Here is a 20,279-nt window from a genome sequence, read left to right as displayed (position 1 = left end):
CGATCCATGGACTTTCAAGCACGCATACTCGATCACTTCAACGCCAGCATCGACACCAAGACCTACGCCAGCGAAGTGCTTCCGCCCTTCATCGAGGTCGCCAGCCAGATGATGGTCCAGTGCCTGGTCAGCGAAGGCAAGATTCTGGCCTGCGGCAACGGCGGCAGCGCCGGCGACAGCCAGCACTTCTCCTCTGAGCTGCTCAATCGCTTCGAGCGCGAGCGCCCCAGCCTGCCGGCCCTGGCGCTGACCACGGACACCTCGACGCTGACCTCGATCGCCAACGACTACAGCTACAACGACGTCTTCTCCAAGCAGATCCGCGCCCTGGGTCAGCCGGGCGATATCCTGCTCGCCATCTCCACCAGCGGCAATTCGGCCAACGTGGTGCAGGCGATCCAGGCCGCCCACGATCGCGAGATGAGCGTGGTTGCCCTGACCGGCCGCGACGGTGGCGACATGGCCTCACTGCTGGGCCAGGAGGATTGCGAGATCCGCGTGCCGGCGACTTCCACCGCGCGCATTCAGGAAGTCCATCTACTGGTCATCCACTGTCTGTGCGACCTGATCGATCAACAACTTTTCGGCAGCAACGAGTGAAACCCATGAAGAAGACACTGATTCTCTCCGCATGCGTGATCGCCCTGCTCACCCTGGGCGGCTGTGCCAGCCAGAATACCCAGGAGAACTACGCCGAGCGCACGCCGGGGGCGAAGGTCGAGGACAGCACCATCCAGAGCAAGATCTTCAGTGACCTGCAGGCGGCGGACGCGCGCTTCGGCGACGCCCACGTCAACGTCGACAGCTACAACAGCAACGTGCTGTTGACCGGCCAGGTGCCCAGCCAGGAGCTCAAGCAGAAGGCCGGCGAGGTCGCCCAGCAGGTGCGCAGCGTGCGCCAGGTCCACAATGAGCTGATGGTCTCGGCCAACACCCCGGTCAGCCAGCGCATGACCGACACCTGGATCACCGGACGCATCAAGGCCAACCTGGTCGCCAACGAAGATATCGATGCCAACCTGATCCGCGTGATCACCGAGAACGGCACGGTCTATCTGATGGGTCTGGTGACCCAGAAGCAGGCCGGTGAAGTGGTCAACGCCGCCTCGGGCGTCGGCGGCGTGCAGCGCATCGTCAAGGTCTTCGAATACCTCAACTGAAGCCGCTAGCGTCGATTCAGACCAGCGCGAAGCTGACTGCGCCCACGCAAGTATGAAAAAACCGCCGCCGAGTCGAACTCGGCGGCGGTTTTTTATGGCCACCATGGAAGGCGGCTATCTTTCAGGCCGTCGTCGGAGCCGACACCGGCCGACTACTTGACGATACGCAGCGACGGCTTGCCCTTCTCGGGGCGAGGACCATCGTCGGCATCGGACGCCTCGGCACCGGCCGAGGCGTCGTCGACGCTCTCGAGCACCGGGCGGCCGTCGTCTTCCGGCTCCGCCTCTTCGTCGGCGGAGAACTCGGGCATCACCGGCTCCTGGCCGAACACCATGCCGACACCGTTCTCACGCGCATAGATGGCGATCAGGGCGTCGGTCGGCACCACCACCTGCATCGGCTGACCGCTGAAGCGGGCACCGAAGGTCAGTGCGGCATTATCGATCTGCAGATCGCGCACCGCAGCCGGGGCGATATTGAGCACGATCTGGCCGTTCTGCACGAACTGCTGCGGCACGCGTACACCCGGCTTGCCGGCATCGACCACGATGTAGGGCGTCTGATCGTTGTCGAGCAGCCATTCGTACAGGGCTCGCGCCAGATAGGGACGACTGGTCAGCATGTCACCTCCTTCTCGAGCGGCTTGACCGGCAGGCGGTCTCAGCTGCGCATCTCACGTTCGGACTCGGACAGCGACGCCTTGAAGGCATCGCGCGCGAACACGCGCTCCATGTAGCTCATCAGCGGCTTGACCTGCTTCTCCGGCAGCTCCACACCCAGCGCCGGCAGACGCCACAGGATCGGTGCGATGCAGCAGTCGACCAGGGTGAACTCTTCGCTCATGAAGTAGGGCATGTCCTCGAAGATCGGCGAGATGCCCGCCAGGCTCTCACGCAACTCCTTGCGCGCTTTCTCGGCGTCCTTCTTCGACCCCTGTTGGATCTGTTCGACCAGCGGGCACCACTCGCGTTCGATGCGGTGCATCCACAGGCGGCTCTGCGCACGCGCCACCGGGTAGACCGGCAGCAGCGGCGGATGCGGGAAACGCTCGTCGAGATACTCCATCATCACCTTGGACTCGTAGAGCACCAGGTCACGATCGAGCAGCGTGGGCACGCTGTTGTAGGGGTTGAGATCGGCGAGCTCGGCATTGTGCTCGTCGGCCGAGACATCCAGGATATCGACGGCAACCCCCTTTTCGGCCAGCACGATTCTCACGCGATGACTGAAGTGATCATCGCTGCCGGAGTAGAAAGTCATCGACGATCGCTTGGCCACTACACCCATGAAACATTCCTCGCATTGATTCAGCTGTCAATGATAACACGGCGGGCAACCCGCCTGGGGCGCGCTGACCGCACAGCCAACGCACCGGCATCGCCAGCGAAGGTACCAACAGCAAAACGCCCGACCATGGTGAGTCGGGCGTCGAGCGCGCGTGGGATCCGGAACGGATCAGCGCTTGGAGAACTGCGGACGACGACGGGCTTTACGCAGACCGACTTTCTTACGCTCGACTTCACGCGCGTCGCGGGTCACGTAGCCGGCAGCACGCAGCGGCTTGCGCAGCTCTTCGTTGTAGTCCATCAGCGCACGGGTGATGCCGTGGCGAATGGCGCCGGCCTGAGCCGAACCGCCGCCACCCTGGACGGTGATGTAGACGTCGAACTGGCCGGTGGTCTCGGTCAGCTCGAGCGGCTGACGCACGACCATCTGCGCGGTGACGCGGCCGAAGTATTCGCCCAGCTCACGGCTGTTGACGGTGATCTTGCCGGTGCCCGGCTTGAGGAACACGCGAGCGGTGGAGGTCTTGCGACGCCCGGTGCCGTAGTACTGTTGTGCCATTGCGGTCTACCCTCAGATGTTCAGTTCTTGCGGCTGCTGCGCGGCGTGCGGATGTTCGGTACCAGCGTACACCTTAAGCTTGGCGTACATGGCACGACCCAGCGGGCCCTTGGGCAGCATGCCCTTGACGGCGCTTTCGATCACACGCTCGGGAGCGTGGTCGATCAGCTTCTCGAACGACATGGAGCGCAGGCCGCCCGGGTAACCGGTATGACGGTAGTAATTCTTGGCTTGCGCCTTGTTGCCGGTGACGTGCACCTTCTCGGCGTTGACCACGACGATATAATCGCCGGTGTCGACGTGCGGGGTGTATTCCGGCTTGTGTTTGCCACGCAGGCGGCGGGCGATCTCCGTCGCCAGACGACCGAGCGTCTTGCCCGATGCATCGACGACATACCAGTCGCGCTGCACGGTTTGCGGCTTGGCACTGAACGTCTTCATGAGTGTTTCACCAAATAAGCGTATTTGGGTCTCGAAGCCAGGCTTCTCGACCATCCCTATTTTTCTTGGGTTGCCGCTTCCGGGGAAGCGGCAACGGATCGAAGAGCGCGCATTGTACACGAGCCCTCCGGGCGGCGAAAGAGGTAGGCGAGCTGTCTCGCGACACCCCGTCATGCCCTGCTCGCCAGAGGGTGTTTACAAACTCGACGAGCGAAGACGAGACAAGGCGAAATCGGTCGAAAAAGGGACCGGGCGGGCGCTCCAGTTTACAAGGGCTAAATGAGTATTTTGACCGGGCTCGCGTACGAGACCAATTTCAACGCCGTATCGTGGAGCGCAGGCATGTTGTAAACATCCCTCTCAGGGCTTGTGCGCCAGCGCCAGATACTCCCGCGACTGCATCTCCTGCAGCCGCGACAGCGTGCGCTCGAACTCGAAGCTGAGATTGCCGCCGGTATAGAGCGATTCGACCTCGGTCTCGGCCGAGAGCAGCAGCTTCACCGCGCGATCGTAGAACTCGTCGACCATGCTGATGAAGCGCCGCGCCTGATCGTCGCTGCCCGCACCCATGCGCGGCACGTTGGAGACCAGCACCGTGTGATACTCCCGCGACAGCTCGATGTAGTCGTTCTGGCTGCGCGGCCCGTCGCAGATCATCTTGAAGTCGAACCACACCACCCCTTCGCACAGCCGGCGCGCGTTCAGCTCACGATGGTTGACGGTGAGCGTGGCATTCTCGCGCCCTTCGCTGCCGGCGACCGAGCGAAAGCTCCTGGCCAGCGAGCGCTCGGCCTCGGCGTCCAGCGGCGAGTGGAAGATCTCCACCTGCTCCAGCGCGCGCAGGCGGTAGTCGACCCCGGAGTCGACGTTGACCACCTCGCAATTGCGCTTGAGCAGATCGATCGCCGGCAGGAACCGCGAACGCTGCAGGCCGTCCTTGTAGAGGTCGTCGGGCACGATGTTGGAGGTGGCCACCAGCACCACGCCCTGGGCGAACAGCGCCTCCATCAGGTTGCCCAGAATCATGGCGTCGGTGATGTCCTTGACGTAGAACTCGTCGAAGCAGATCACCCGCGCCTCGCGCGCGAACTGCGCGGCGATCTGGGTCAGCGGGTTCTTCTCCCCCTTGTGCGCATCCAGCTCGCGGTGGACACGCTGCATGAAGCGGTTGAAATGGGTGCGCATCTTGCGTTCGAACGGCAGCGCCTCGAAGAACACATCGACCAGATAGGTCTTGCCGCGCCCCACGCCGCCCCAGAAGTAGAGCCCCATGACCGCCGGCTTGGCCGGCGCCTCGGGGGCGGCCGCCTTGCGCTTGCCGAACAGTCCCGCGACCTTGGACAGCGCCGAATCGCCACCACCGGTGACGGACGGCTTGGGCGCCGGCGCCCGCAGCAGATCGTCGTACAGGCGCTGCAGGTGCTTGACGGCATTCTCCTGCGCCGCGTCATAGCTGAAGTCGTCGCGCTCGAGATCAGCGCGGTAACGCGCGATCGGCGTCTGGGCATTGGCAGCGGACGTCGCGGAGCGGGGTGCAGTCATGGCGGATCGGTGGCCTCATGCAGGAACGGGTGGGCGGGGATTATAGCGCTCGACGAAAGTCTTGACAGCGTCATCCCGGCACGCGAGGTTTGACCCCATCACCGAACCGGTCGATATAATGGACCCGCAACGATCTCAAGCATGGTCGTGCCGGTCATGCCGAGACCGGGCACGACGCCAAAGGAGCGCATAGTGAACGAAAGCAATATCGATTGGATCCTGGCCATCGCCTGCTTCCTCGCGGGCATCGGTATCGGCGCCCTTTGCTACCATCTGCTCAACGCCAACGTGGCGCGCAATCAGAAGGTGCGCCAACGTCTGGCCGAAACCGAGCTCGAGCTCAATCAGGTGCGCGACTCTCTCAACGACCATTTCGCCAAGGTCGCCGATCTCGCCTCGAGCATTCAGCGCCAGAGCCAGGAGCTCGAAAGCTACTTGGTACACGGCGCCGATCGCCTGGTGGACGACCTGCAGCTCAAGCGCCGGTTGCATGGCCAGAACGAGGAAGAGGACGCCAATATCGACGTGCCTCAGGTCCCACGGGACTACGCCGACGGCAACCGCGGCACCCTCTCCGAGGATTACGGCGTGCGCAAGAAGCGTGACGAAGAGGAAGAGAAAGTCAGCCAGCCGCCGCGCTACTGAGAGCGTGTTTACAAAATGTCTGCGCTCGCCGAATTTGTAAACACCCTCTAAATTCGCAGCCGCGTCTACCGCCGGTGCCTCGCCCGGCGGTCTTCCGCCTCAAACGCATCTCCGCCACTACCCCTGCCCACTCTGTCAGACATCGCGACGGTCGCCCTCAGGCGGGATTGTCGATGTCCACGAAACGGTGCTCGATATCGAACCGCGCCGCCAGCCACTCGCCCAGCGCCTCGATGCCTTCGCGCTCGGTGGCGTGATGCCCTGCCGCCAGGTAGGTGACCCCCAGCTCCCGCGCCAGATGGGTGGTGCGCTCGGAAATCTCCCCGGAGATGAACGCCTGCGCCCCGGCCTCGGCGGCCAGCGGCAACATGTCCTGAGCGCCACCGGTGCACCAGGCGATGCGCTCGAGCGGCCCCGAGTGCCCCTCGATCAGCAGTGGTCGTCGCCCCAGCGCCGCCTCGATCCGCTTGGCGAGGGCGCGACTGTCCAGCTCGGTACCGTTCAGCCCATTACCGTTCAGAACGGCACCGCCAAATTCAGGATCGGGCGCGCCGAACCACAGTAGCCCCTGCCCCATGTCACCATCCAGGCAGCGCTCGGCCACCAGGCCCAGCCGCCGGCCGAGACAGGCGTTGTTGCCGAGTTCAGGGTGGGCATCCAGCGGCAGATGGTAGGCCAGCAGATTGATGTCGTGGCCCAGCAGGGTAGCGAAGCGGCGGCGCTTCATGCCGGTCACCGCCACCGGCTCGTTCTTCCAGAAATAGCCGTGGTGCACGAGTACCGCATCGGCCTCCCAGGCCACCGCCGCGTCGAGCAGCGCCTGGCACGCCGTCACCCCGGTCATCACCCGAGTGATACCCTCGCGCCCCTCGACCTGCAGGCCGTTGACGGTGTAGTCCTTGAACGCGTCAGGACGCAGCTCGGCGTCGATCGCTGCCTGAAGGGCTGTTCGTGAAATCATGCTCTCTCCCGCGCAAAGTCATCGATGAATGTTACACTCGCACCCGAGGGCGATGCCATCGACCCCAGTGCGTGCCCGCGGCATCCCAGGGCCAGCACAAGAGCCAGCAGAGCATCCGGCACCAGGCCACAGCTCGCGACTGGCTACGTCCCGGACAGACACCCCGAACAGACACCCCGGCAGTGGCTTCCCATGGCCGCTGTCAGCCCAAGGACCCCGCGCATGCGCCGTCACTTTGCCGCGCTATTCTGGCCCACCGTCTGCGGCATTCTGCTCGCCATCGTACTGCTCTACGCCTTTCCATCGCTGCTCGGCGATGGCGCTGATCGCACCACCTCCGATCCAGCTTCCAAAGCGACCCACACGACTACCGCCCACCTCCCCGCCGGCAGTGGACGCGCGGCGCCCAGCGTCGAGGAGGCACCGCCGCTGGTGCGCGAGAGAGGCACGGTGAGCTACGCCGAGGCGGTCAACCAGGCGGCCCCGGCCGTGGTCAACGTCTACTCCTCGAAGATCATCGACACCAGCCAGCACCCGCTGATGTCCGACCCCTTCTTCCGCCAGTTCTACGGCAAGAACCTGCCGCAGCGCCAGCGCATGCTGTCGAGCCTCGGCTCCGGCGTCATCGTCAGCAAGGATGGCTATATCCTCACCAACAATCACGTGATCAACGACGCCGACGAGATCCAGGTCGCACTGCGTGACGGACGCGAAGCGATCGCCAAGGTGATCGGCACCGACCCGGAAAGCGATCTCGCGGTGCTCAGGATCGATCTCAAAGACCTGCCGGTGATCAAGCTCAGCAACTCCGAGAACGTCGCCATCGGCGACGTGGCACTGGCGATCGGCAACCCTTTCGGGGTCGGCCAGACGGTGACCATGGGGATCATCAGCGCCACCGGGCGCGACCATATCGGGCTCAACGCCTACGAGGACTTCATCCAGACCGACGCCGCGATCAACCCCGGTAACTCCGGCGGCGCCCTGGTCGATGCCAACGGCTCGCTGGTCGGCATCAATACCGCCATCTTCTCGCGCTCCGGCGGCTCGCAGGGCATCGGTTTCGCCATCCCCACCAACCTGGCCCGCAGTATCCTCGACGACATCGTCACCCAGGGCCGGGTGATCCGCGGCTGGCTCGGCATCGACGCCCAGCAGATGACCCCCGACCTGGCCGCCTCCTTCGGACTCAAGACCCTGAGCGGGGTGATCATCGCCAACGTGGTGGCCGGCGGCCCGGGGGCCAAGGCCGGGCTCGAACCCGGCGATATCCTGCTGGCGATTCGCGGCAAGCCAATTCTCGATCCGCGCGAGACCATGGTCGATATCGCCGAGATCTCTCCCGGCACCCAACTGCCGATCACCATCCTGCGCAACGGCGAGAAGCGCGAAGTGACGCTCACCGTAGGCGAGCGCCCTGAACCCAGCGCCGAAGACACCAAGCGCGATACCGACGGCGCAGCTACCCCGGACAGTGGCGCGCAAGGCTCTCCGTCGAAGCGTTCAGACGACCCCAAGGACAGCACCTCGCCCCCCAAGGCCGGCTGATACCGTCCTCCTATACTGACACCCTACCCCCACAAACCAGATCGCCGCCCTGAGGGCGGCGATCATTGGCCTTGACGCAAGCCTACAGCGCAATAAAACGGTTCAGCGCTGCCAGCGGCTCTCCGCCGAGCGCGCGTGGGCGGTGAGCGACTCGCCCCGAGCCAGCACCGAAGCGGTACGCCCGAGGCGGTCGGCACCCGCAGCCGAGCACTCGATCAGCGATGAGCGTTTCTGGAAATCGTACACGCCCAGCGGCGAGGAGAAACGCGCCGTGCCCGAGGTCGGCAGCACGTGGTTGGGGCCGGCGCAGTAGTCACCTAGCGCCTCGGCGGTGTAGCGGCCCATGAAGATGGCACCGGCGTGGCGCACCTGCTCGGCCATCTGACGCGGCGCGGCCACCGACAGCTCCAGGTGCTCGGGAGCGATGCGGTCGACCAGGGCCACCGCCTGCTCGGGCCCGTCGCACAGCACCAGGGCGCCGCGCCGCGACAGCGACTGGCGAATGATCTCGGCACGTTCCAGGGTCGGCAGCAGCCGTTCGATGGCGGCGTGTACCGCTTCCAGATGATCGGCGTCCCATGTCACCAGAATGGCCTGGGCATCTTCGTCGTGCTCGGCCTGGGAGAATAGATCCAGCGCCAGCCACTCGGGATCGGTACCACCGTCGGAGACGATCAGAATCTCCGACGGCCCAGCGATCATGTCGATCCCCACCTGACCGAACACCGCGCGCTTGGCCGTGGCCACATAGATGTTGCCGGGGCCGACGATCTTGTCCACCCGCGGCACGCTCTCGGTGCCATAGGCGAGCGCCGCGACCGCCTGGGCGCCACCGACACAGAAGACCCGGTGCACGCCGGCCAAGTGCGCCGCCGCCAGCACCAGCTCGTTGACCACGCCATCGGGTGTCGGCACCACCATGACGATCTCAGCCACCCCGGCGACCTGGGCCGGAATCGCGTTCATCAGCACCGAGGAGGGATAGGCCGCCTTGCCCCCGGGCACATAGATCCCCACCCGGTCGAGCGGCGTGACCTTCTGCCCCAGCAGCGTGCCGTCGGCCTCCTCGTATTGCCAGGAGCCGGGCTTCTGCTGCTCGTGGTAGCTGCGGATACGCTCGGCGGCGTGGCTGAGCGCGTCGCGCTGCTCGGCCGGCAGCCCGGCGTAAGCCGCGGCCAGGCGCTCGCCAGCGATTTCGAGATCGGCAACACTGGCGAGGGTCAGCCGGTCGAAGCGCTGGGTGTATTCGATCAGCGCCGCGTCGCCCTGCTGACGCACCGCCTTGAGGATCTCGTCGACCCGTGCCGCCACCGCCTGATCGGACACACCCTCCCAGGCCAGCAGCGCGTCGAGGCGCGCATCGAAATCGGCATCCCGCGTGTTCAGGCGGGCGATGGTCGGAGTTTGGCTCATCGATTCACTCTCTCGGTCATTGCCGGCGTCCGGCACGGGCGCACGGCACATCACTCAGGATCAGGTGCTCTCGCGGCGGGCGCTCACGGCACCACGCAAGCGTTCGATCAGCGGCTTAAGGCGCGCGTGCTTCATGGTCATCGAGGCCTTGTTGACCACCAGCCGGGTGCTGATCTCCTCGATCAGCTCGCGCGGCTCCATGCCGTTGGCCCGCAGGGTGTTGCCGGTATCGACGATATCCACGATCTCGTCGGCCAGATTCATCAGCGGGGCCAGCTCCATCGCGCCATAGAGCTTGATCACCTCGGCCTGGATGCCCTGCTCGGCGTAGTAGCGCCGCGCCACCTCGACGAACTTCGTCGCCACCCGGCGTCGTGCGCGCGCCGGCTCGGCCCCGACGATCCCGGCGGTCATCAGCCGGCAGCGCGAGATCTCTAGGTCGAGCGGTTCGTAGAGCCCCTCGGCGCCATGCTCGAGCAGCACGTCCTTGCCCGCCACGCCGAGGTCGGCCGCGCCCAGCTGCACATAGGTGGGCACGTCCACCGCGCGGATCACCACCAGCTTGACGTCGGGCAGATTGGTGTCGAACAGCAGCTTGCGGCTCTTGCCGAAATCATCCGCCGGCACCACCCCGGCATCCGCCAGCAGCGGCAGCGTCTCTTCGAGAATACGCCCCTTGGAGAGCGCGAGAATCAGTTGATCGCTCATGGTATCTCTCCACCCGGCTAGCCTGGCACGCGGCGAATCCGCGCACCCAGCAGCTGCAGTTTTTCCTCGATGCACTCATAGCCGCGATCGATATGGTAGATCCGATCGACCAGGGTCTCGCCCTGGGCCACCATCGCCGCCACCACCAGGCTTGCCGACGCGCGCAGATCGGTCGCCATCACCGGTGCCCCGGAGAGGCGTTCGACCCCGGTGACCACGGCGGTATTGCCCTCCAGGGCAATGTGCGCGCCCATGCGGTTGAGCTCCTGCACGTGCATGAAGCGGTTTTCGAAGATCGTCTCGACCACGGTGCCGGTGCCCTCGGCGACCGCATTGAGCGCCACGAACTGCGCCTGCATGTCGGTCGGGAACGCCGGATAGGGCGCGGTACGGATGTTCACCGCCCGCGGCCGCCGCCCCTGCATGTCGAGCTCGATCCAGCCCTCGCCGGACGTGACCTTGCCGCCCGCCTCTTCGAGCTTGCTGAGCACGGCCTCCATGATATCGGCGCGGGTATTGCGCACGCGCACGCGCCCGCCGGTGGCCGCTGCCGCCACCAGGAAGGTACCCGTCTCGATGCGGTCGGGCATGACATCGTAGTGGCAGCCGTGCAGGCGCTCGACGCCCTCAATCACGATGGTGTCACTGCCGTGACCGCGAATCTTGGCGCCCATCGCGATCAGACACTCCGCCAGGTCGACCACTTCCGGTTCCCGCGCGGCGTTCTCCAGCGTGGTGATGCCGTCGGCCAGCGTCGCTGCCATCAGCAGGTTCTCGGTCCCGGTCACGGTCACCGTATCGAAGAAGATGGTGGCACCCTTGAGTCGGCCATCGACGCGGGCGCGGATGTAGCCGCCCTCGACGCGAATGTCGGCACCCATCGCCTCGAGCCCGCGAATGTGCAGATCGACCGGACGCGAGCCGATCGCGCAGCCACCCGGCAGCGACACGTCGGCGGTACCGAAGTGCGCCAGCAGCGGGCCCAGCACCAGGATCGAGGCGCGCATCTTCTTGACCAGCTCGTAGGGTGCGTGGCTGTCGCGCACCTGGGAGCCATCGATCTGGATGCTCATCTTCTCGCCCATCACCGGCTCGATGCCCATGCGGCCGAGCAGTTCGAGGGTGGTGGTGATGTCCTGCAGGTGCGGCAGATTGCCGATGGTGACGGGCTCGTCGGCGAGCAGCGTCGCCGCCAGGATCGGCAGCGCCGAATTCTTGGCCCCGCTGGCCCAGACCTCGCCGTCGAGCGGGCCGTTACCGGTAATGATCAGCTTGTCCATGGAGGTTCGCTATAGATCGAAAAGAAGTGGCCAGGTGACCGACCGTGACGAAACCGCGTCCGCCGCCGTGGCGGCGGAGGCGATCAGAACCCCGCGTTTTCCGGCGCCTCGGCCCACTGCGCCGGGGTGAAGGTCTTGATGGTGATGGCGTGCAGCGCGCCCGAGGCGATCTCGTCGGAGAGGGCGGCGTAGATCAGCTGCTGGCTCTTGACCTTGTTGAGATCGGCAAAGACTTCTCCCACGGCGACGACCTGGAAGTTGCAGCCCTCGCCCTGGATATGGAATTCACAGCCGTCGATTCGATCTTCGAGCAGACGTTTGACGTCGCTGGGTTGCATAGACTCGGCTCCCGTATGACTGCTGCGCCGGATGCGCAGGGAAAGCGGCATATGGTAGCGGAAAACGCCCTGCCCTGGCGACGTCCCAGGCAGGCAAAAACGATGCAAGCCAGATCAGTCACCAAAGCGGGGCTATCGACAGGAGTAGATAGATATAAATAGAGACGCGGGCGCCGAGGCGCCCGCGTCTCTGTCTATCACTCGAGGGTCTATCACTCGAGGCATCGCCTGAGGCTTGCTCAGGACGCGGCGGGCGCCTCGTCTTCGCGGCAGGTGGTTTCGCGGGCTGGCAGCAGCGGCCCCAGCTCGGTGATATCCATCAGCCGGCGCAGCGGGCGCGAGAGCGCCACCCGCTCCAGGTGCAGCGAGTGCTTCTGCACGCTGCGCACCCACACCAGCAGCACGCTGAGCACGGCGCTGCTGGCGACCTCCACCGCGGTCAGATCGAAAGAGACCTGCGTCTCGGCCGGCTGGTCTGCCAGCCAGTGCCGGCCCGCCTGGGCCAGCGGGCCGGCACTGTCGAAGTCCGCCTCGCCGCGGATGGTCAGCACGTTACCTTCGACCACCTCCAGCGTGGCGTCCTCACGCTCGAGCAGCAGACTCACGAATCGCCACCCTTCTCGAGCTGATCGGTGTCGACCTTCGGCGCCCAGTTGTCGATCACCTTGTCGAAGTCGCGATCATTGTCACGCATCGACTGATCGAACTGGTTGCGGAAGGTCAGCCCCAGGTTGATGCCGTTGACGATCACATTGATCACCTTCCACTGGCCGTCGCTCTGACGCAGGGTGAAGCTGACCGGATAGGTCTTGCCGCTGGTCGACACCACCTCGACCGGCACCGAGGCCTGGTCCTCGTAGCGACCGGCGTCCTCGGCGTCCTTCACACGCAGGGTCTTGTAGTCGAAGGTGACCAGGCCCTTGGCGTAGGTATCGATCAGCGTCTTGCGGAACACCTTGACGAAGCGCGAACGCTGCTCCGGTGTCGCCGCCCGGAAGTAGCGCCCCATCACGCTGGCACCGATATAACGGAAGTCAGCGACATCCGCCATGTTGCTATCGACCAGCTTAGCCAGCTCGTCCTCGTGCTGAGCGTAGTAATCCTTCTTGCCCTCGAGCTCCGACATCAGCGAATCGACGCTCTGACGGATCACCTCGGTGGGCGTCTGAGTCTGCGCCTGCGCGGTCGGGATCACGGCGCACAGCGCCAGCATCAGAGCGGTCACGACGCCGGCGTAGCGGCGGTAAAAGCGAATTGCGTTCATCATCGACTCCTTGTCTGCGATCACTTGGCCATGTTCGACACGAACTGCTGGATCAACTGCTCCAGCACCAGCGCCTGCTGGGTGTCGTGAATGACGTCTCCATCGTGCAACATCTTGGGCGACCCACCTACGGTCAGGCCGACGTACTGCTCACCGAGCAGCCCGGCGGTGAGGATCGCCGCCGTGGTGTCGTCGGAGAGCTTGCCGTCGAACTGCGAATCGATCTGCATGGTGACCTTGGCATCGAACCACTTGGGATCGAGCTCGATATCGGTCACCTTGCCGATACGCACGCCCGACATGGTCACTTTCGCTTGCGGGCGCAGCCCGCCGATGTTGGCGAAGTTGGCCGTCAGCGTGAAGGTATTCTGGGGTACGCCGACGCCCAGGCCACTCACCCGCAGCCCGAGGAACACCAGCCCCAGGATGCCGGCCAGCATGAACAGACCGACACCCAGTTCGAGGACGCTATTGCGCTTCATCCGAAATCTCCAAACATCAACGCGGTGAGCACGAAGTCGAGGCCCAGTACCGCGAGCGAAGCGTAGACCACCGTACGGGTGGTCGCGCGGGAAATGCCTTCCGAGGTGGGCACCAGGTCGTAACCCTGGAACACCGCGATCCAGGTCACCACCAGGCCGAATACCAGACTCTTGACCATGCCGTTGAGCACATCGCCGACGAAGTCGACGCTGTCCTGCATGTTACTCCAGTAGGAACCGTCATAGACGCCGAGCCAGTCGACCCCGACCAGATGACCGCCCCAGATACCGACCACCGCGAAGATCACGGTGAGAATCGGCAGCGACACGAAGCCGGCCCACAGCCGCGGCGCGACGATCCGGCGCAGCGGATCGACACCGATCATCTCCATGCTGGTGAGCTGCTCGGTGGCCTTCATCAGGCCGATCTCGGCGGTCAGCGCCGAGCCGGCGCGACCGGCGAACAGCAGCGCCGCGACCACCGGTGCCAGCTCACGCACCAGTGACAGCGCCACCATCTGACCCAGCGCCTCGTCGGCACCGAACCCGACCAGGATGGTGTAACCCTGCAGCGCCAGCACCATGCCGATGAACAGACCCGAGACCAGCACGATGGCCACCGACATGACACCTACGAAGTGCATCTGGCGCACCCACAGGTAGAACCCCTCGCGCGAAGGCAGGCAGAACACGGACTGCACCAGAAAGAGCCCGGCGCGCCCGATCGCCATGAGCACGTCGAGCGTGCCCCGGCCCAGTGCGGCGATACGATCGATCATGAAAACTGCCCCGCGGGCGCCAGGATATCGTCATAGAAATCCGGCGCCGGATAGTGAAACGGCACCGGCCCGTCGGGCTCGCCGTGGACGAACTGGCGCGTGTGGGCGTCCTCGTCGACGTCCAGCGTCCGCGGCGTACCGTGGGACATCACCTTGCCGTCGGCGATGATATAGACATAGTCGGCGATGGAGAGTGTCTCCTTGATATCGTGGGAGACCACGATGGCAGTCAGCCCCAGCGCCTGATTGACCTTCTTGATCAGCTGCACCAGCACCCCCATCGAGATCGGGTCCTGGCCCACGAAGGGCTCGTCGTAGAGCACCAGCTCCGGATCCAGCGCCACCGCCCGCGCCAGCGCCACCCGTCGCGCCATGCCACCGGAAAGCTCCGACGGCATCAGGTGGCGCGCGCCCCGCAGCCCCACCGCCTGCAGCTTCATCAGCACGATGTCACGGATCATGGCGTTGGGCAGCTCGGTATGCACGCGCAGCGGAAAGGCCACGTTCTCGAACACATCCAGATCGGAGAAAAGCGCGCCACTCTGGAACAGCATGCCCATGCGTCGACGCAGCTTGAACAGCGCACGCCGCGGCAACTTATGAACATCCTGACCACCGATCAGCACCTGGCCGCGATCCGGCGTCAACTGCCCGCCGATCAGCTTGAGCAAGGTCGTCTTGCCGGTGCCGCTCGGCCCCATGATGGCGGTTATCTTGCCGAGCGGAATCTGCAGATCGACACCGCGAAACACCTCGGTGCTGCCGCGGGCGAAATGCAGATCCTTGACCTCGACCATCATCGGGTCATTCATGCACCCTCCACCACTCAGGTTCGATAGATTATCGAACATTGTATCCTAACCTGGCGGAAAGCGGCCAGCCATGCACATCGTCGGGCACGATCCTGACTCGCCGCCAGCGAGGCCTATCCGCCCTGCGCGATAACAAGAGCGCACGATCGACGTTATACTGCTCCAACCCTAGCGTGTCCGCACCCGAGCGCCACCCGATAAGCGAGTGCCACCCGATAAGGGGCAAGACAGTCCAAAGGGACAAGACAGCCGATAGGGGTACACCAGCCGACGCCTCACCGGTTACGGCTCTTTACCGATGACACCCCCTCATCGGCTACGGCCACGCAGCGTGACATCGCAGAACGATAAAGCAGGACGACACAAAGCAGGACGACAGATCAGGACCATGACCCCAGACGCCACCTTCGATTTTCGCGCCAGCGCCCGGCGCACGCTCACCCTCGAGCAGCAGGCCTTGAACGAGCTGATCGACAAGCTCGATGCAAGCTTCGATCACGCCTGCCGCACGCTGCTCGAGTGCAGCGGCCGGATCATCGTCACCGGTATGGGCAAGTCCGGACACATCGCACGCAAGATGGCGGCCACCTTCGCCAGCACCGGCTCGCCGGCCTTCTATCTGCACCCCGGCGAAGCCAGCCACGGCGACCTGGGCATGGTCACCGAAGGTGACGTGGTGATCGCCCTCTCCAACTCCGGCGAGACCCAGGAGATCACCGGCTTGATCGCCCTGTTCAAGCGTCTGGGCGCCCCGCTGATCAGTCTCACCGGCCGCTCCCACTCGACCCTGGCCCGCTACAGCGACGTGCACATCGATGTCGGCGTCTCGCGCGAGGCGTGCCCGCACGACCTCGCGCCCACCTCATCGACCACCGCCGCCCTGGCGATGGGCGACGCCCTGGCCCTGGCGCTGCTCGAGGCGCGCGGCTTCAGCCCCGAGGACTTCGCGCTATCACACCCCGGCGGCACCCTGGGCAAGCGGTTGCTGCTGCGCGTCAGCGATCTGATGCACGGTGGCGAGCGGCTGCCCTGCGTGCCCGCCGGCAGCCCCCTGCGTGTGGCGCTGCTGGAGATGACCCGCAAGGGCATGGGCTTCACCTGTGTGGTGGATGAACATCAGCGCCTGGTCGGTGTCTACACCGACGGCGACCTGCGCCGTACGCTGGACCAGCGCGGCGATTTCGACCTGCTCAAGGTCGATGACGTGATGACCCGCGGCGGCAAGACGACGACGCCGGACATGCTCGCCGCCGAAGCGGTGCGCATCATGGAAGACAACATGATCACCGCCCTAGCGGTGGTGGAGGCGGGCCGCCCGATCGGCGCCCTGCACATGCACGACCTGCTGCGCAGCGGCGTGATCTGAAATAGCCGCTGCTCGCGCCCATGCCGATGCCGGGTCGAACCCGATGCCAGTGTCGAACTCGATGACGACAAAGGAGATCGCGTGACAGCCACGCCACGAACTCGCTCCCCCTGGTGGCGCCGCCTCGGCCTGCTGGCCCTGCTGCTGGCCCTCGGCGGCGGGCTCGCCTATCTCGACCAGCGCAACGAGCGCGCCCCGGCACCGGCGCCCAGCGACCCCGCCGGTGAACCCGACTACTTCCTGGAAGACGCGCAGATGACGCGCTTCGACGAGCAGGGCCGCGCCTATCAGCGGCTCGACACACCGCGCATGGTGCACACCCCGGCCGACGACGTAATCCGGGCCGAAAAGCCACACGGTTACCTGATCGACGATGATCAGCGCGAGTGGCAGATCACCGGCGACCGCGGCCAGCTGGCCGAGAACGGCAACCTGCTCACCCTCGAAGGCAACGCACGCTTGGTGCAACCGGCCAACGCCTGGAGCCTGGAGACCCAGACGCTTCACTACGACAACCGTAGCGCGCACGCCTGGAGTGACACCTCCTCCGTCTTGCGTCAGCATAACCAGACCATGCGCGGCGATCGTTTCGACGCCTGGATCAATGAAAATCGCATGCGTCTGACCGACAACGTGCAGGGCCGCCTGCCACAGCAACCTAAGGATCAAGGATCATGAGGCGAGAACTCGGCCAACTGCTGGTCTTGACCGCACTGGGACTCTCCAGCCTGCCCACCCTGGCGCTGGAGAGCGATGCCGCGGCGCCGATCGAGATCGCCGCCGACCAGCTCGAACTCGACGATCGCCAAGGCACCGCGGTCTACACCGGCAAGGTCGACATGCAGCAGGGCAGCATGCAGCTCAAGGCCGCTCGGGTCGAGATCAAGCGCGGCAAGAATGGCGAAGTGAGCCTGGTGACCGCCACCGGCGGCGGTGGCGAGCGCGCCTATCTGGAGCAGAAGCCTGCACCCGATGAAGCCTTGGTCAAGGGCTGGGGCGACAAGATCGTCTATCACGCCGCCGAGCGCCGGGTGGAGCTGATCGGCAACGCCGAGCTGCATCAGGCACGCGATACCTTCGACGGCGCCTACGTCGAATACTATCTCAACTCGCGCCGGGTCAACGCGCGCTCCAGCACCAGTGGCGACGGCAGCGGTGACGGCCGCGTGCGCATGACGCTCACGCCACGTCAGCAGACCCAGTGACGCGCCCTTTCGCGAGGCAAGGAAGAAAGCGATGAAAACGCTAACGGCCGCCAACTTGGCCAAGAGCTACAAGGGGCGTCGAGTCGTCCATGACTTCAGCCTGACCCTGCGCCAGGGCAGCATCGTCGGCCTGCTCGGCCCCAACGGTGCCGGCAAGACCACCTCCTTCTACATGATCGTGGGGCTGGTCAAATCCGACGCCGGCAGCGTGCATATCGACGATCGCGACCTGAGCCGCGCGCCGATGCACGAGCGCGCCCGTGCCGGCATCGGCTATCTGCCGCAGGAGGCCTCGATCTTCCGCAAGCTCAGTGTCGCCGACAACATCATGGCCATCCTGGAGACGCGCAAGGATCTCGACCGCGCCGGGCGCCGCGAGCGCCTGGAGCAGCTGCTGGGCGATTTCCACGTCGACCATATCCGCGACAACCTGGGCATGTCGCTCTCCGGTGGCGAGCGGCGCCGGGTGGAGATTGCCCGGGCACTGGCCACCGAGCCCGCCTTCGTGCTGCTCGACGAACCTTTCGCCGGGGTCGACCCGATCTCGGTGGGCGATATCAAGAACATCATCCGCCAGCTGCGCGATCGCGAGATCGGCGTGCTGATCACCGATCACAACGTGCGCGAAACGCTGGATATCTGCGACAACGCCTACATCGTCGGCGATGGTCAGATCATCGCCGAGGGGCGCCCGGAAGCGATTCTCGACAACCAGCGGGTGCGGGATGTCTATCTGGGGCACGAGTTCCGCCTCTAAGGTCGCGCCGCCCCCTTCCCAGCCCGCTGCGTCACCGCAGCGGGCTGCTCCCTCTCGAAGCCACCAACGCCCCATCCGAACGCACCGTGGCATAATTCTTGCATAAAGTTAGCGCTCAAAGCGTTGCATCCCCCGCAGGCAGTCAGTAACGTAAGGGCATCCTATCGACCGGCGGCCACCGCCGCCCCCTTGCGTGTCCATGCCATGTCCATGAAACCTTCACTGCAACTGCGCGTCGGCGCCCAACTGACGATGACGCCACAGCTGCAGCAGGCGATTCAGCTGCTGCAGCTGTCGACGCTCGATCTGCGCCAGGAGATCCAGCAGGCGCTCGAGACCAACCCCATGCTCGAGCTGGACGAAGAGTACGCCGAGCAGGCAGTCAGCGAGACGCCCGAGGCGGAGTGGGCCAGCGACATCCCCGAGGAGCTCGCCCTCGACAGCGAGTGGAGCGATACCTACCAGGACATCGCCCCCAGCGCCGCCCCGGCCAGCGCCGACGAATGGCCGGACCTGGAGCGCAACGCAGCCGACACCACGCTCCACGACCATCTCAACTGGCAGCTCGCCATGGGCGAATTCGACGCCCAGGAGCGCCTCATCGGCGAGTGCCTGATCGATGCCATCAATGCCGACGGCTACCTCGACGGCACGCTCGACGAGCTCACCGCGGGCCTGCGCGAGCAGTACCCGGGGGCGGTCACCAGCGCCGATGTCGAACGCATGCTGCTGCGGCTGCAGCAGTTCGACCCCACCGGCGTGGGCGCCCGCGACCTGCGCGAATGCCTGCTACTGCAGCTCGGCGCCCTGCCCGCTGACACCCCGCTGCTGCCCCAGGCCAAGCGGCTGGTGCGCCAGTTCCTGGAGGCGCTGGCCGGCGACGACCGACGCCAGCTCAAGCGCCGCCTGCGCCTCGACGACGCCGAACTCGAGCGCGTCGTCGCCACCATTCGCACCCTCGACCCGCGCCCCGGCCAGGCCTTCGACCACGGCCAGCAGGACTATGTGATTCCCGACCTGGTGGCCCGCCTGACTCAGGACGGCTGGCGCATCGAACTCAATGCCGAGGCACTGCCGCGGCTGCGCATCCAGCCCGACTACGCCGCGCTGATCCGGCGCGCCGACAAGAGCGACGACAACACCTTCCTGCGCCAGCACCTGCAGGAGGCACGCTGGCTGATGAAGAGCCTCTCCAGCCGCAACGACACCCTGCTGCGAGTGGGTCGCGAGATCATGGCGCGCCAGGTCGACTTCCTCGAGCGCGGCGAAGAGGCGATGAAACCGCTGATCCTGGCCGACATCGCTACCAGCGTCGACATGCACGAATCCACCATTTCGCGGGTGACCACGCAAAAGTTCATCCACACCCCGCGCGGGGTGTTCGAGCTCAAGTACTTCTTCTCCAGCCAGGTGGGCCAGCGCGGTGAGAGCGACAGCGTCTCCAGCACCGCGATTCGGGCACGCCTCAAAAAGCTGATCGGCGAGGAGTCGCCGCGCAAGCCGCTCTCCGACAGCAAGCTGGTGGAGCTATTGGCGCAGGCCGACATCAGTGTCGCCCGGCGCACCGTGGCCAAGTATCGCGAGGCCATGGGCATCCCCGCCTCCAGCGAACGCAAGCGACTGTCTTGAATGGACTTTTAGAATTCACGCCAGCCCGCGGCGATCAATCGCCCGCGATCCCTTTGCAGCGCGGAGAAAAGGGTTACAATCAGAGGTGCCACATAAGCCGCAA

Annotated in this window: 24 protein-coding genes; 9 read left to right on the top strand and 15 right to left on the bottom strand. The window is 65.2% G+C overall.

Annotated elements, in window-relative coordinates; all coding sequences use genetic code 11:
* The first annotated feature begins 6 nt into the window (after positions 1 to 6).
* Together J0A90_RS11105 and J0A90_RS11100 are read left to right on the top strand one after the other, a co-directional pair.
* A complete protein-coding gene (locus J0A90_RS11105) occupies positions 7 to 600 on the top strand; it encodes a phosphoheptose isomerase (protein WP_035473784.1) in 594 nt (197 codons plus the stop codon).
* Between the two features lie 5 nt (positions 601 to 605).
* Positions 606 to 1,160, top strand: coding sequence for a BON domain-containing protein (locus J0A90_RS11100; RefSeq protein ID WP_207037344.1), 555 nt, complete (start codon positions 606 to 608; stop codon positions 1,158 to 1,160).
* Positions 1,161 to 1,312: 152 nt separating this feature from the next.
* Here J0A90_RS11100 and J0A90_RS11095 read toward each other — a convergent pair whose 3' ends face one another.
* The 5 genes from J0A90_RS11095 to zapE all read right to left on the bottom strand — a co-directional run bounded on the left by J0A90_RS11095 (position 1,313) and on the right by zapE (position 4,989).
* Positions 1,313 to 1,783 carry a ClpXP protease specificity-enhancing factor gene (locus J0A90_RS11095; RefSeq protein ID WP_207037343.1) on the bottom strand — a complete coding sequence of 157 codons (471 nt, stop codon included), beginning with the start codon at positions 1,781 to 1,783 and terminating at the stop codon, positions 1,313 to 1,315.
* A gap of 38 nt (positions 1,784 to 1,821) precedes the next feature.
* Positions 1,822 to 2,448 (bottom strand): stringent starvation protein SspA, encoded by a 627-nt coding sequence (gene sspA / locus J0A90_RS11090; protein ID WP_035473791.1) that lies wholly within the window; start codon positions 2,446 to 2,448, stop codon positions 1,822 to 1,824.
* 168 nt (positions 2,449 to 2,616) lie between these two features.
* Positions 2,617 to 3,006 (bottom strand): 30S ribosomal protein S9, encoded by a 390-nt coding sequence (gene rpsI, locus J0A90_RS11085; RefSeq protein WP_035473793.1) that lies wholly within the window; start codon positions 3,004 to 3,006, stop codon positions 2,617 to 2,619.
* A 12-nt stretch (positions 3,007 to 3,018) separates the two neighbouring features.
* Positions 3,019 to 3,447 carry a 50S ribosomal protein L13 gene (gene rplM / locus J0A90_RS11080; protein WP_035473795.1) on the bottom strand — a complete coding sequence of 143 codons (429 nt, stop codon included), beginning with the start codon at positions 3,445 to 3,447 and terminating at the stop codon, positions 3,019 to 3,021.
* A gap of 360 nt (positions 3,448 to 3,807) precedes the next feature.
* Positions 3,808 to 4,989, bottom strand: a complete 1,182-nt coding sequence (zapE, locus tag J0A90_RS11075; protein WP_207037342.1) for a cell division protein ZapE — start codon at positions 4,987 to 4,989, stop codon at positions 3,808 to 3,810.
* 192 nt (positions 4,990 to 5,181) lie between these two features.
* On the opposite strand from zapE, the gene J0A90_RS11070 reads away from it, so the two are divergent.
* Positions 5,182 to 5,634: a YhcB family protein gene (locus J0A90_RS11070; RefSeq protein WP_035473799.1), complete on the top strand. Its 453-nt coding sequence runs from the start codon at positions 5,182 to 5,184 to the stop codon at positions 5,632 to 5,634.
* Between the two features lie 157 nt (positions 5,635 to 5,791).
* On the opposite strand, the gene J0A90_RS11065 is transcribed toward J0A90_RS11070, so the two are convergent.
* Positions 5,792 to 6,595 (bottom strand): Nif3-like dinuclear metal center hexameric protein, encoded by an 804-nt coding sequence (locus tag J0A90_RS11065; RefSeq protein ID WP_207037341.1) that lies wholly within the window; start codon positions 6,593 to 6,595, stop codon positions 5,792 to 5,794.
* A 222-nt stretch (positions 6,596 to 6,817) separates the two neighbouring features.
* On the opposite strand from J0A90_RS11065, the gene J0A90_RS11060 reads away from it, so the two are divergent.
* Positions 6,818 to 8,143, top strand: coding sequence for a Do family serine endopeptidase (locus J0A90_RS11060; protein WP_207037340.1), 1,326 nt, complete (start codon positions 6,818 to 6,820; stop codon positions 8,141 to 8,143).
* Positions 8,144 to 8,245: 102 nt separating this feature from the next.
* Here the strand turns inward: J0A90_RS11060 and hisD are convergent, their stop codons facing one another.
* The 9 genes from hisD to J0A90_RS11015 all read right to left on the bottom strand — a co-directional run bounded on the left by hisD (position 8,246) and on the right by J0A90_RS11015 (position 15,219).
* On the bottom strand, positions 8,246 to 9,556 hold the full coding sequence (hisD, locus tag J0A90_RS11055; protein WP_207037339.1) for a histidinol dehydrogenase: 1,311 nt from the start codon (positions 9,554 to 9,556) through the stop codon (positions 8,246 to 8,248).
* 60 nt (positions 9,557 to 9,616) lie between these two features.
* The gene (gene hisG, locus J0A90_RS11050) at positions 9,617 to 10,264 is read right to left on the bottom strand and encodes an ATP phosphoribosyltransferase (RefSeq protein WP_207037338.1); all 648 of its coding nucleotides are present in this window, start codon (positions 10,262 to 10,264) and stop codon (positions 9,617 to 9,619) included.
* A 17-nt stretch (positions 10,265 to 10,281) separates the two neighbouring features.
* On the bottom strand, positions 10,282 to 11,544 hold the full coding sequence (gene murA / locus J0A90_RS11045) for a UDP-N-acetylglucosamine 1-carboxyvinyltransferase (protein ID WP_035473808.1): 1,263 nt from the start codon (positions 11,542 to 11,544) through the stop codon (positions 10,282 to 10,284).
* An 83-nt stretch (positions 11,545 to 11,627) separates the two neighbouring features.
* Positions 11,628 to 11,882 carry a BolA family protein gene (locus J0A90_RS11040; protein WP_106420490.1) on the bottom strand — a complete coding sequence of 85 codons (255 nt, stop codon included), beginning with the start codon at positions 11,880 to 11,882 and terminating at the stop codon, positions 11,628 to 11,630.
* Between the two features lie 239 nt (positions 11,883 to 12,121).
* Complete coding sequence (locus tag J0A90_RS11035) at positions 12,122 to 12,487, bottom strand: STAS domain-containing protein (RefSeq protein WP_207037336.1); 366 nt, start codon at positions 12,485 to 12,487, stop codon at positions 12,122 to 12,124.
* The gene (locus tag J0A90_RS11030; RefSeq protein ID WP_207037335.1) at positions 12,484 to 13,146 is read right to left on the bottom strand and encodes a phospholipid-binding protein MlaC; all 663 of its coding nucleotides are present in this window, start codon (positions 13,144 to 13,146) and stop codon (positions 12,484 to 12,486) included. The genes J0A90_RS11035 and J0A90_RS11030 overlap by 4 nt, the downstream gene beginning before the upstream one ends.
* 20 nt (positions 13,147 to 13,166) lie before the next feature.
* Positions 13,167 to 13,628 carry an outer membrane lipid asymmetry maintenance protein MlaD gene (gene mlaD, locus J0A90_RS11025; RefSeq protein ID WP_035473816.1) on the bottom strand — a complete coding sequence of 154 codons (462 nt, stop codon included), beginning with the start codon at positions 13,626 to 13,628 and terminating at the stop codon, positions 13,167 to 13,169.
* A complete protein-coding gene (gene mlaE, locus J0A90_RS11020) occupies positions 13,625 to 14,407 on the bottom strand; it encodes a lipid asymmetry maintenance ABC transporter permease subunit MlaE (protein WP_106420493.1) in 783 nt (260 codons plus the stop codon). The genes mlaD and mlaE overlap by 4 nt, the downstream gene beginning before the upstream one ends.
* Positions 14,404 to 15,219 (bottom strand): ABC transporter ATP-binding protein, encoded by an 816-nt coding sequence (locus J0A90_RS11015; RefSeq protein WP_207037334.1) that lies wholly within the window; start codon positions 15,217 to 15,219, stop codon positions 14,404 to 14,406. The genes mlaE and J0A90_RS11015 overlap by 4 nt, the downstream gene beginning before the upstream one ends.
* A 388-nt stretch (positions 15,220 to 15,607) precedes the next feature.
* Here J0A90_RS11015 and J0A90_RS11010 point away from each other — a divergent pair, with 388 nt between their 5' ends.
* The 5 genes from J0A90_RS11010 to J0A90_RS10990 all read left to right on the top strand — a co-directional run bounded on the left by J0A90_RS11010 (position 15,608) and on the right by J0A90_RS10990 (position 20,176).
* Positions 15,608 to 16,585, top strand: a complete 978-nt coding sequence (locus tag J0A90_RS11010) for a KpsF/GutQ family sugar-phosphate isomerase (RefSeq protein ID WP_207037333.1) — start codon at positions 15,608 to 15,610, stop codon at positions 16,583 to 16,585.
* An 81-nt stretch (positions 16,586 to 16,666) separates the two neighbouring features.
* Positions 16,667 to 17,263: an LPS export ABC transporter periplasmic protein LptC gene (lptC, locus tag J0A90_RS11005; RefSeq protein ID WP_207037332.1), complete on the top strand. Its 597-nt coding sequence runs from the start codon at positions 16,667 to 16,669 to the stop codon at positions 17,261 to 17,263.
* Positions 17,260 to 17,790 carry a lipopolysaccharide transport periplasmic protein LptA gene (gene lptA, locus J0A90_RS11000; RefSeq protein WP_207037331.1) on the top strand — a complete coding sequence of 177 codons (531 nt, stop codon included), beginning with the start codon at positions 17,260 to 17,262 and terminating at the stop codon, positions 17,788 to 17,790. The genes lptC and lptA overlap by 4 nt, the downstream gene beginning before the upstream one ends.
* A 31-nt stretch (positions 17,791 to 17,821) precedes the next feature.
* Complete coding sequence (lptB, locus tag J0A90_RS10995) at positions 17,822 to 18,547, top strand: LPS export ABC transporter ATP-binding protein (RefSeq protein WP_035473826.1); 726 nt, start codon at positions 17,822 to 17,824, stop codon at positions 18,545 to 18,547.
* A 204-nt stretch (positions 18,548 to 18,751) separates the two neighbouring features.
* Complete coding sequence (locus J0A90_RS10990; protein WP_233076709.1) at positions 18,752 to 20,176, top strand: RNA polymerase factor sigma-54; 1,425 nt, start codon at positions 18,752 to 18,754, stop codon at positions 20,174 to 20,176.
* The last annotated feature ends 103 nt before the right edge of the window (positions 20,177 to 20,279 follow it).

Origin of the sequence: Salinicola sp. DM10 (genome assembly GCF_017306975.2) — a bacterium.
Taxonomy (GTDB): Bacteria; Pseudomonadota; Gammaproteobacteria; order Pseudomonadales; family Halomonadaceae; genus Salinicola.
This window is presented reverse-complemented; position numbering and strand designations above follow the sequence as displayed.

Excerpts from the sequence above, each read along its gene's own strand:
- sspA (WP_035473791.1), bottom strand. The coding sequence starts at position 2,448 with ATGGGTGTAGTGGCCAAGCGATCGTCGATGACTTTCTACTCCGGCAGC.
- J0A90_RS11030 (WP_207037335.1), bottom strand. The coding sequence starts at position 13,146 with ATGAACGCAATTCGCTTTTACCGCCGCTACGCCGGCGTCGTGACCGCT.
- J0A90_RS11105 (WP_035473784.1), top strand. The coding sequence starts at position 7 with ATGGACTTTCAAGCACGCATACTCGATCACTTCAACGCCAGCATCGAC.
- J0A90_RS11015 (WP_207037334.1), bottom strand. The coding sequence starts at position 15,219 with ATGAATGACCCGATGATGGTCGAGGTCAAGGATCTGCATTTCGCCCGC.
- lptB (WP_035473826.1), top strand. The coding sequence starts at position 17,822 with ATGAAAACGCTAACGGCCGCCAACTTGGCCAAGAGCTACAAGGGGCGT.
- J0A90_RS10990 (WP_233076709.1), top strand. The coding sequence starts at position 18,752 with ATGTCCATGAAACCTTCACTGCAACTGCGCGTCGGCGCCCAACTGACG.
- mlaE (WP_106420493.1), bottom strand. The coding sequence starts at position 14,407 with ATGATCGATCGTATCGCCGCACTGGGCCGGGGCACGCTCGACGTGCTC.
- zapE (WP_207037342.1), bottom strand. The coding sequence starts at position 4,989 with ATGACTGCACCCCGCTCCGCGACGTCCGCTGCCAATGCCCAGACGCCG.
- rplM (WP_035473795.1), bottom strand. The coding sequence starts at position 3,447 with ATGAAGACGTTCAGTGCCAAGCCGCAAACCGTGCAGCGCGACTGGTAT.
- J0A90_RS11040 (WP_106420490.1), bottom strand. The coding sequence starts at position 11,882 with ATGCAACCCAGCGACGTCAAACGTCTGCTCGAAGATCGAATCGACGGC.
- murA (WP_035473808.1), bottom strand. The coding sequence starts at position 11,544 with ATGGACAAGCTGATCATTACCGGTAACGGCCCGCTCGACGGCGAGGTC.
- hisG (WP_207037338.1), bottom strand. The coding sequence starts at position 10,264 with ATGAGCGATCAACTGATTCTCGCGCTCTCCAAGGGGCGTATTCTCGAA.
- J0A90_RS11095 (WP_207037343.1), bottom strand. The coding sequence starts at position 1,783 with ATGCTGACCAGTCGTCCCTATCTGGCGCGAGCCCTGTACGAATGGCTG.
- lptA (WP_207037331.1), top strand. The coding sequence starts at position 17,260 with ATGAGGCGAGAACTCGGCCAACTGCTGGTCTTGACCGCACTGGGACTC.
- J0A90_RS11065 (WP_207037341.1), bottom strand. The coding sequence starts at position 6,595 with ATGATTTCACGAACAGCCCTTCAGGCAGCGATCGACGCCGAGCTGCGT.
- J0A90_RS11060 (WP_207037340.1), top strand. The coding sequence starts at position 6,818 with ATGCGCCGTCACTTTGCCGCGCTATTCTGGCCCACCGTCTGCGGCATT.
- J0A90_RS11100 (WP_207037344.1), top strand. The coding sequence starts at position 606 with ATGAAGAAGACACTGATTCTCTCCGCATGCGTGATCGCCCTGCTCACC.
- J0A90_RS11010 (WP_207037333.1), top strand. The coding sequence starts at position 15,608 with ATGACCCCAGACGCCACCTTCGATTTTCGCGCCAGCGCCCGGCGCACG.
- rpsI (WP_035473793.1), bottom strand. The coding sequence starts at position 3,006 with ATGGCACAACAGTACTACGGCACCGGGCGTCGCAAGACCTCCACCGCT.
- mlaD (WP_035473816.1), bottom strand. The coding sequence starts at position 13,628 with ATGAAGCGCAATAGCGTCCTCGAACTGGGTGTCGGTCTGTTCATGCTG.
- hisD (WP_207037339.1), bottom strand. The coding sequence starts at position 9,556 with ATGAGCCAAACTCCGACCATCGCCCGCCTGAACACGCGGGATGCCGAT.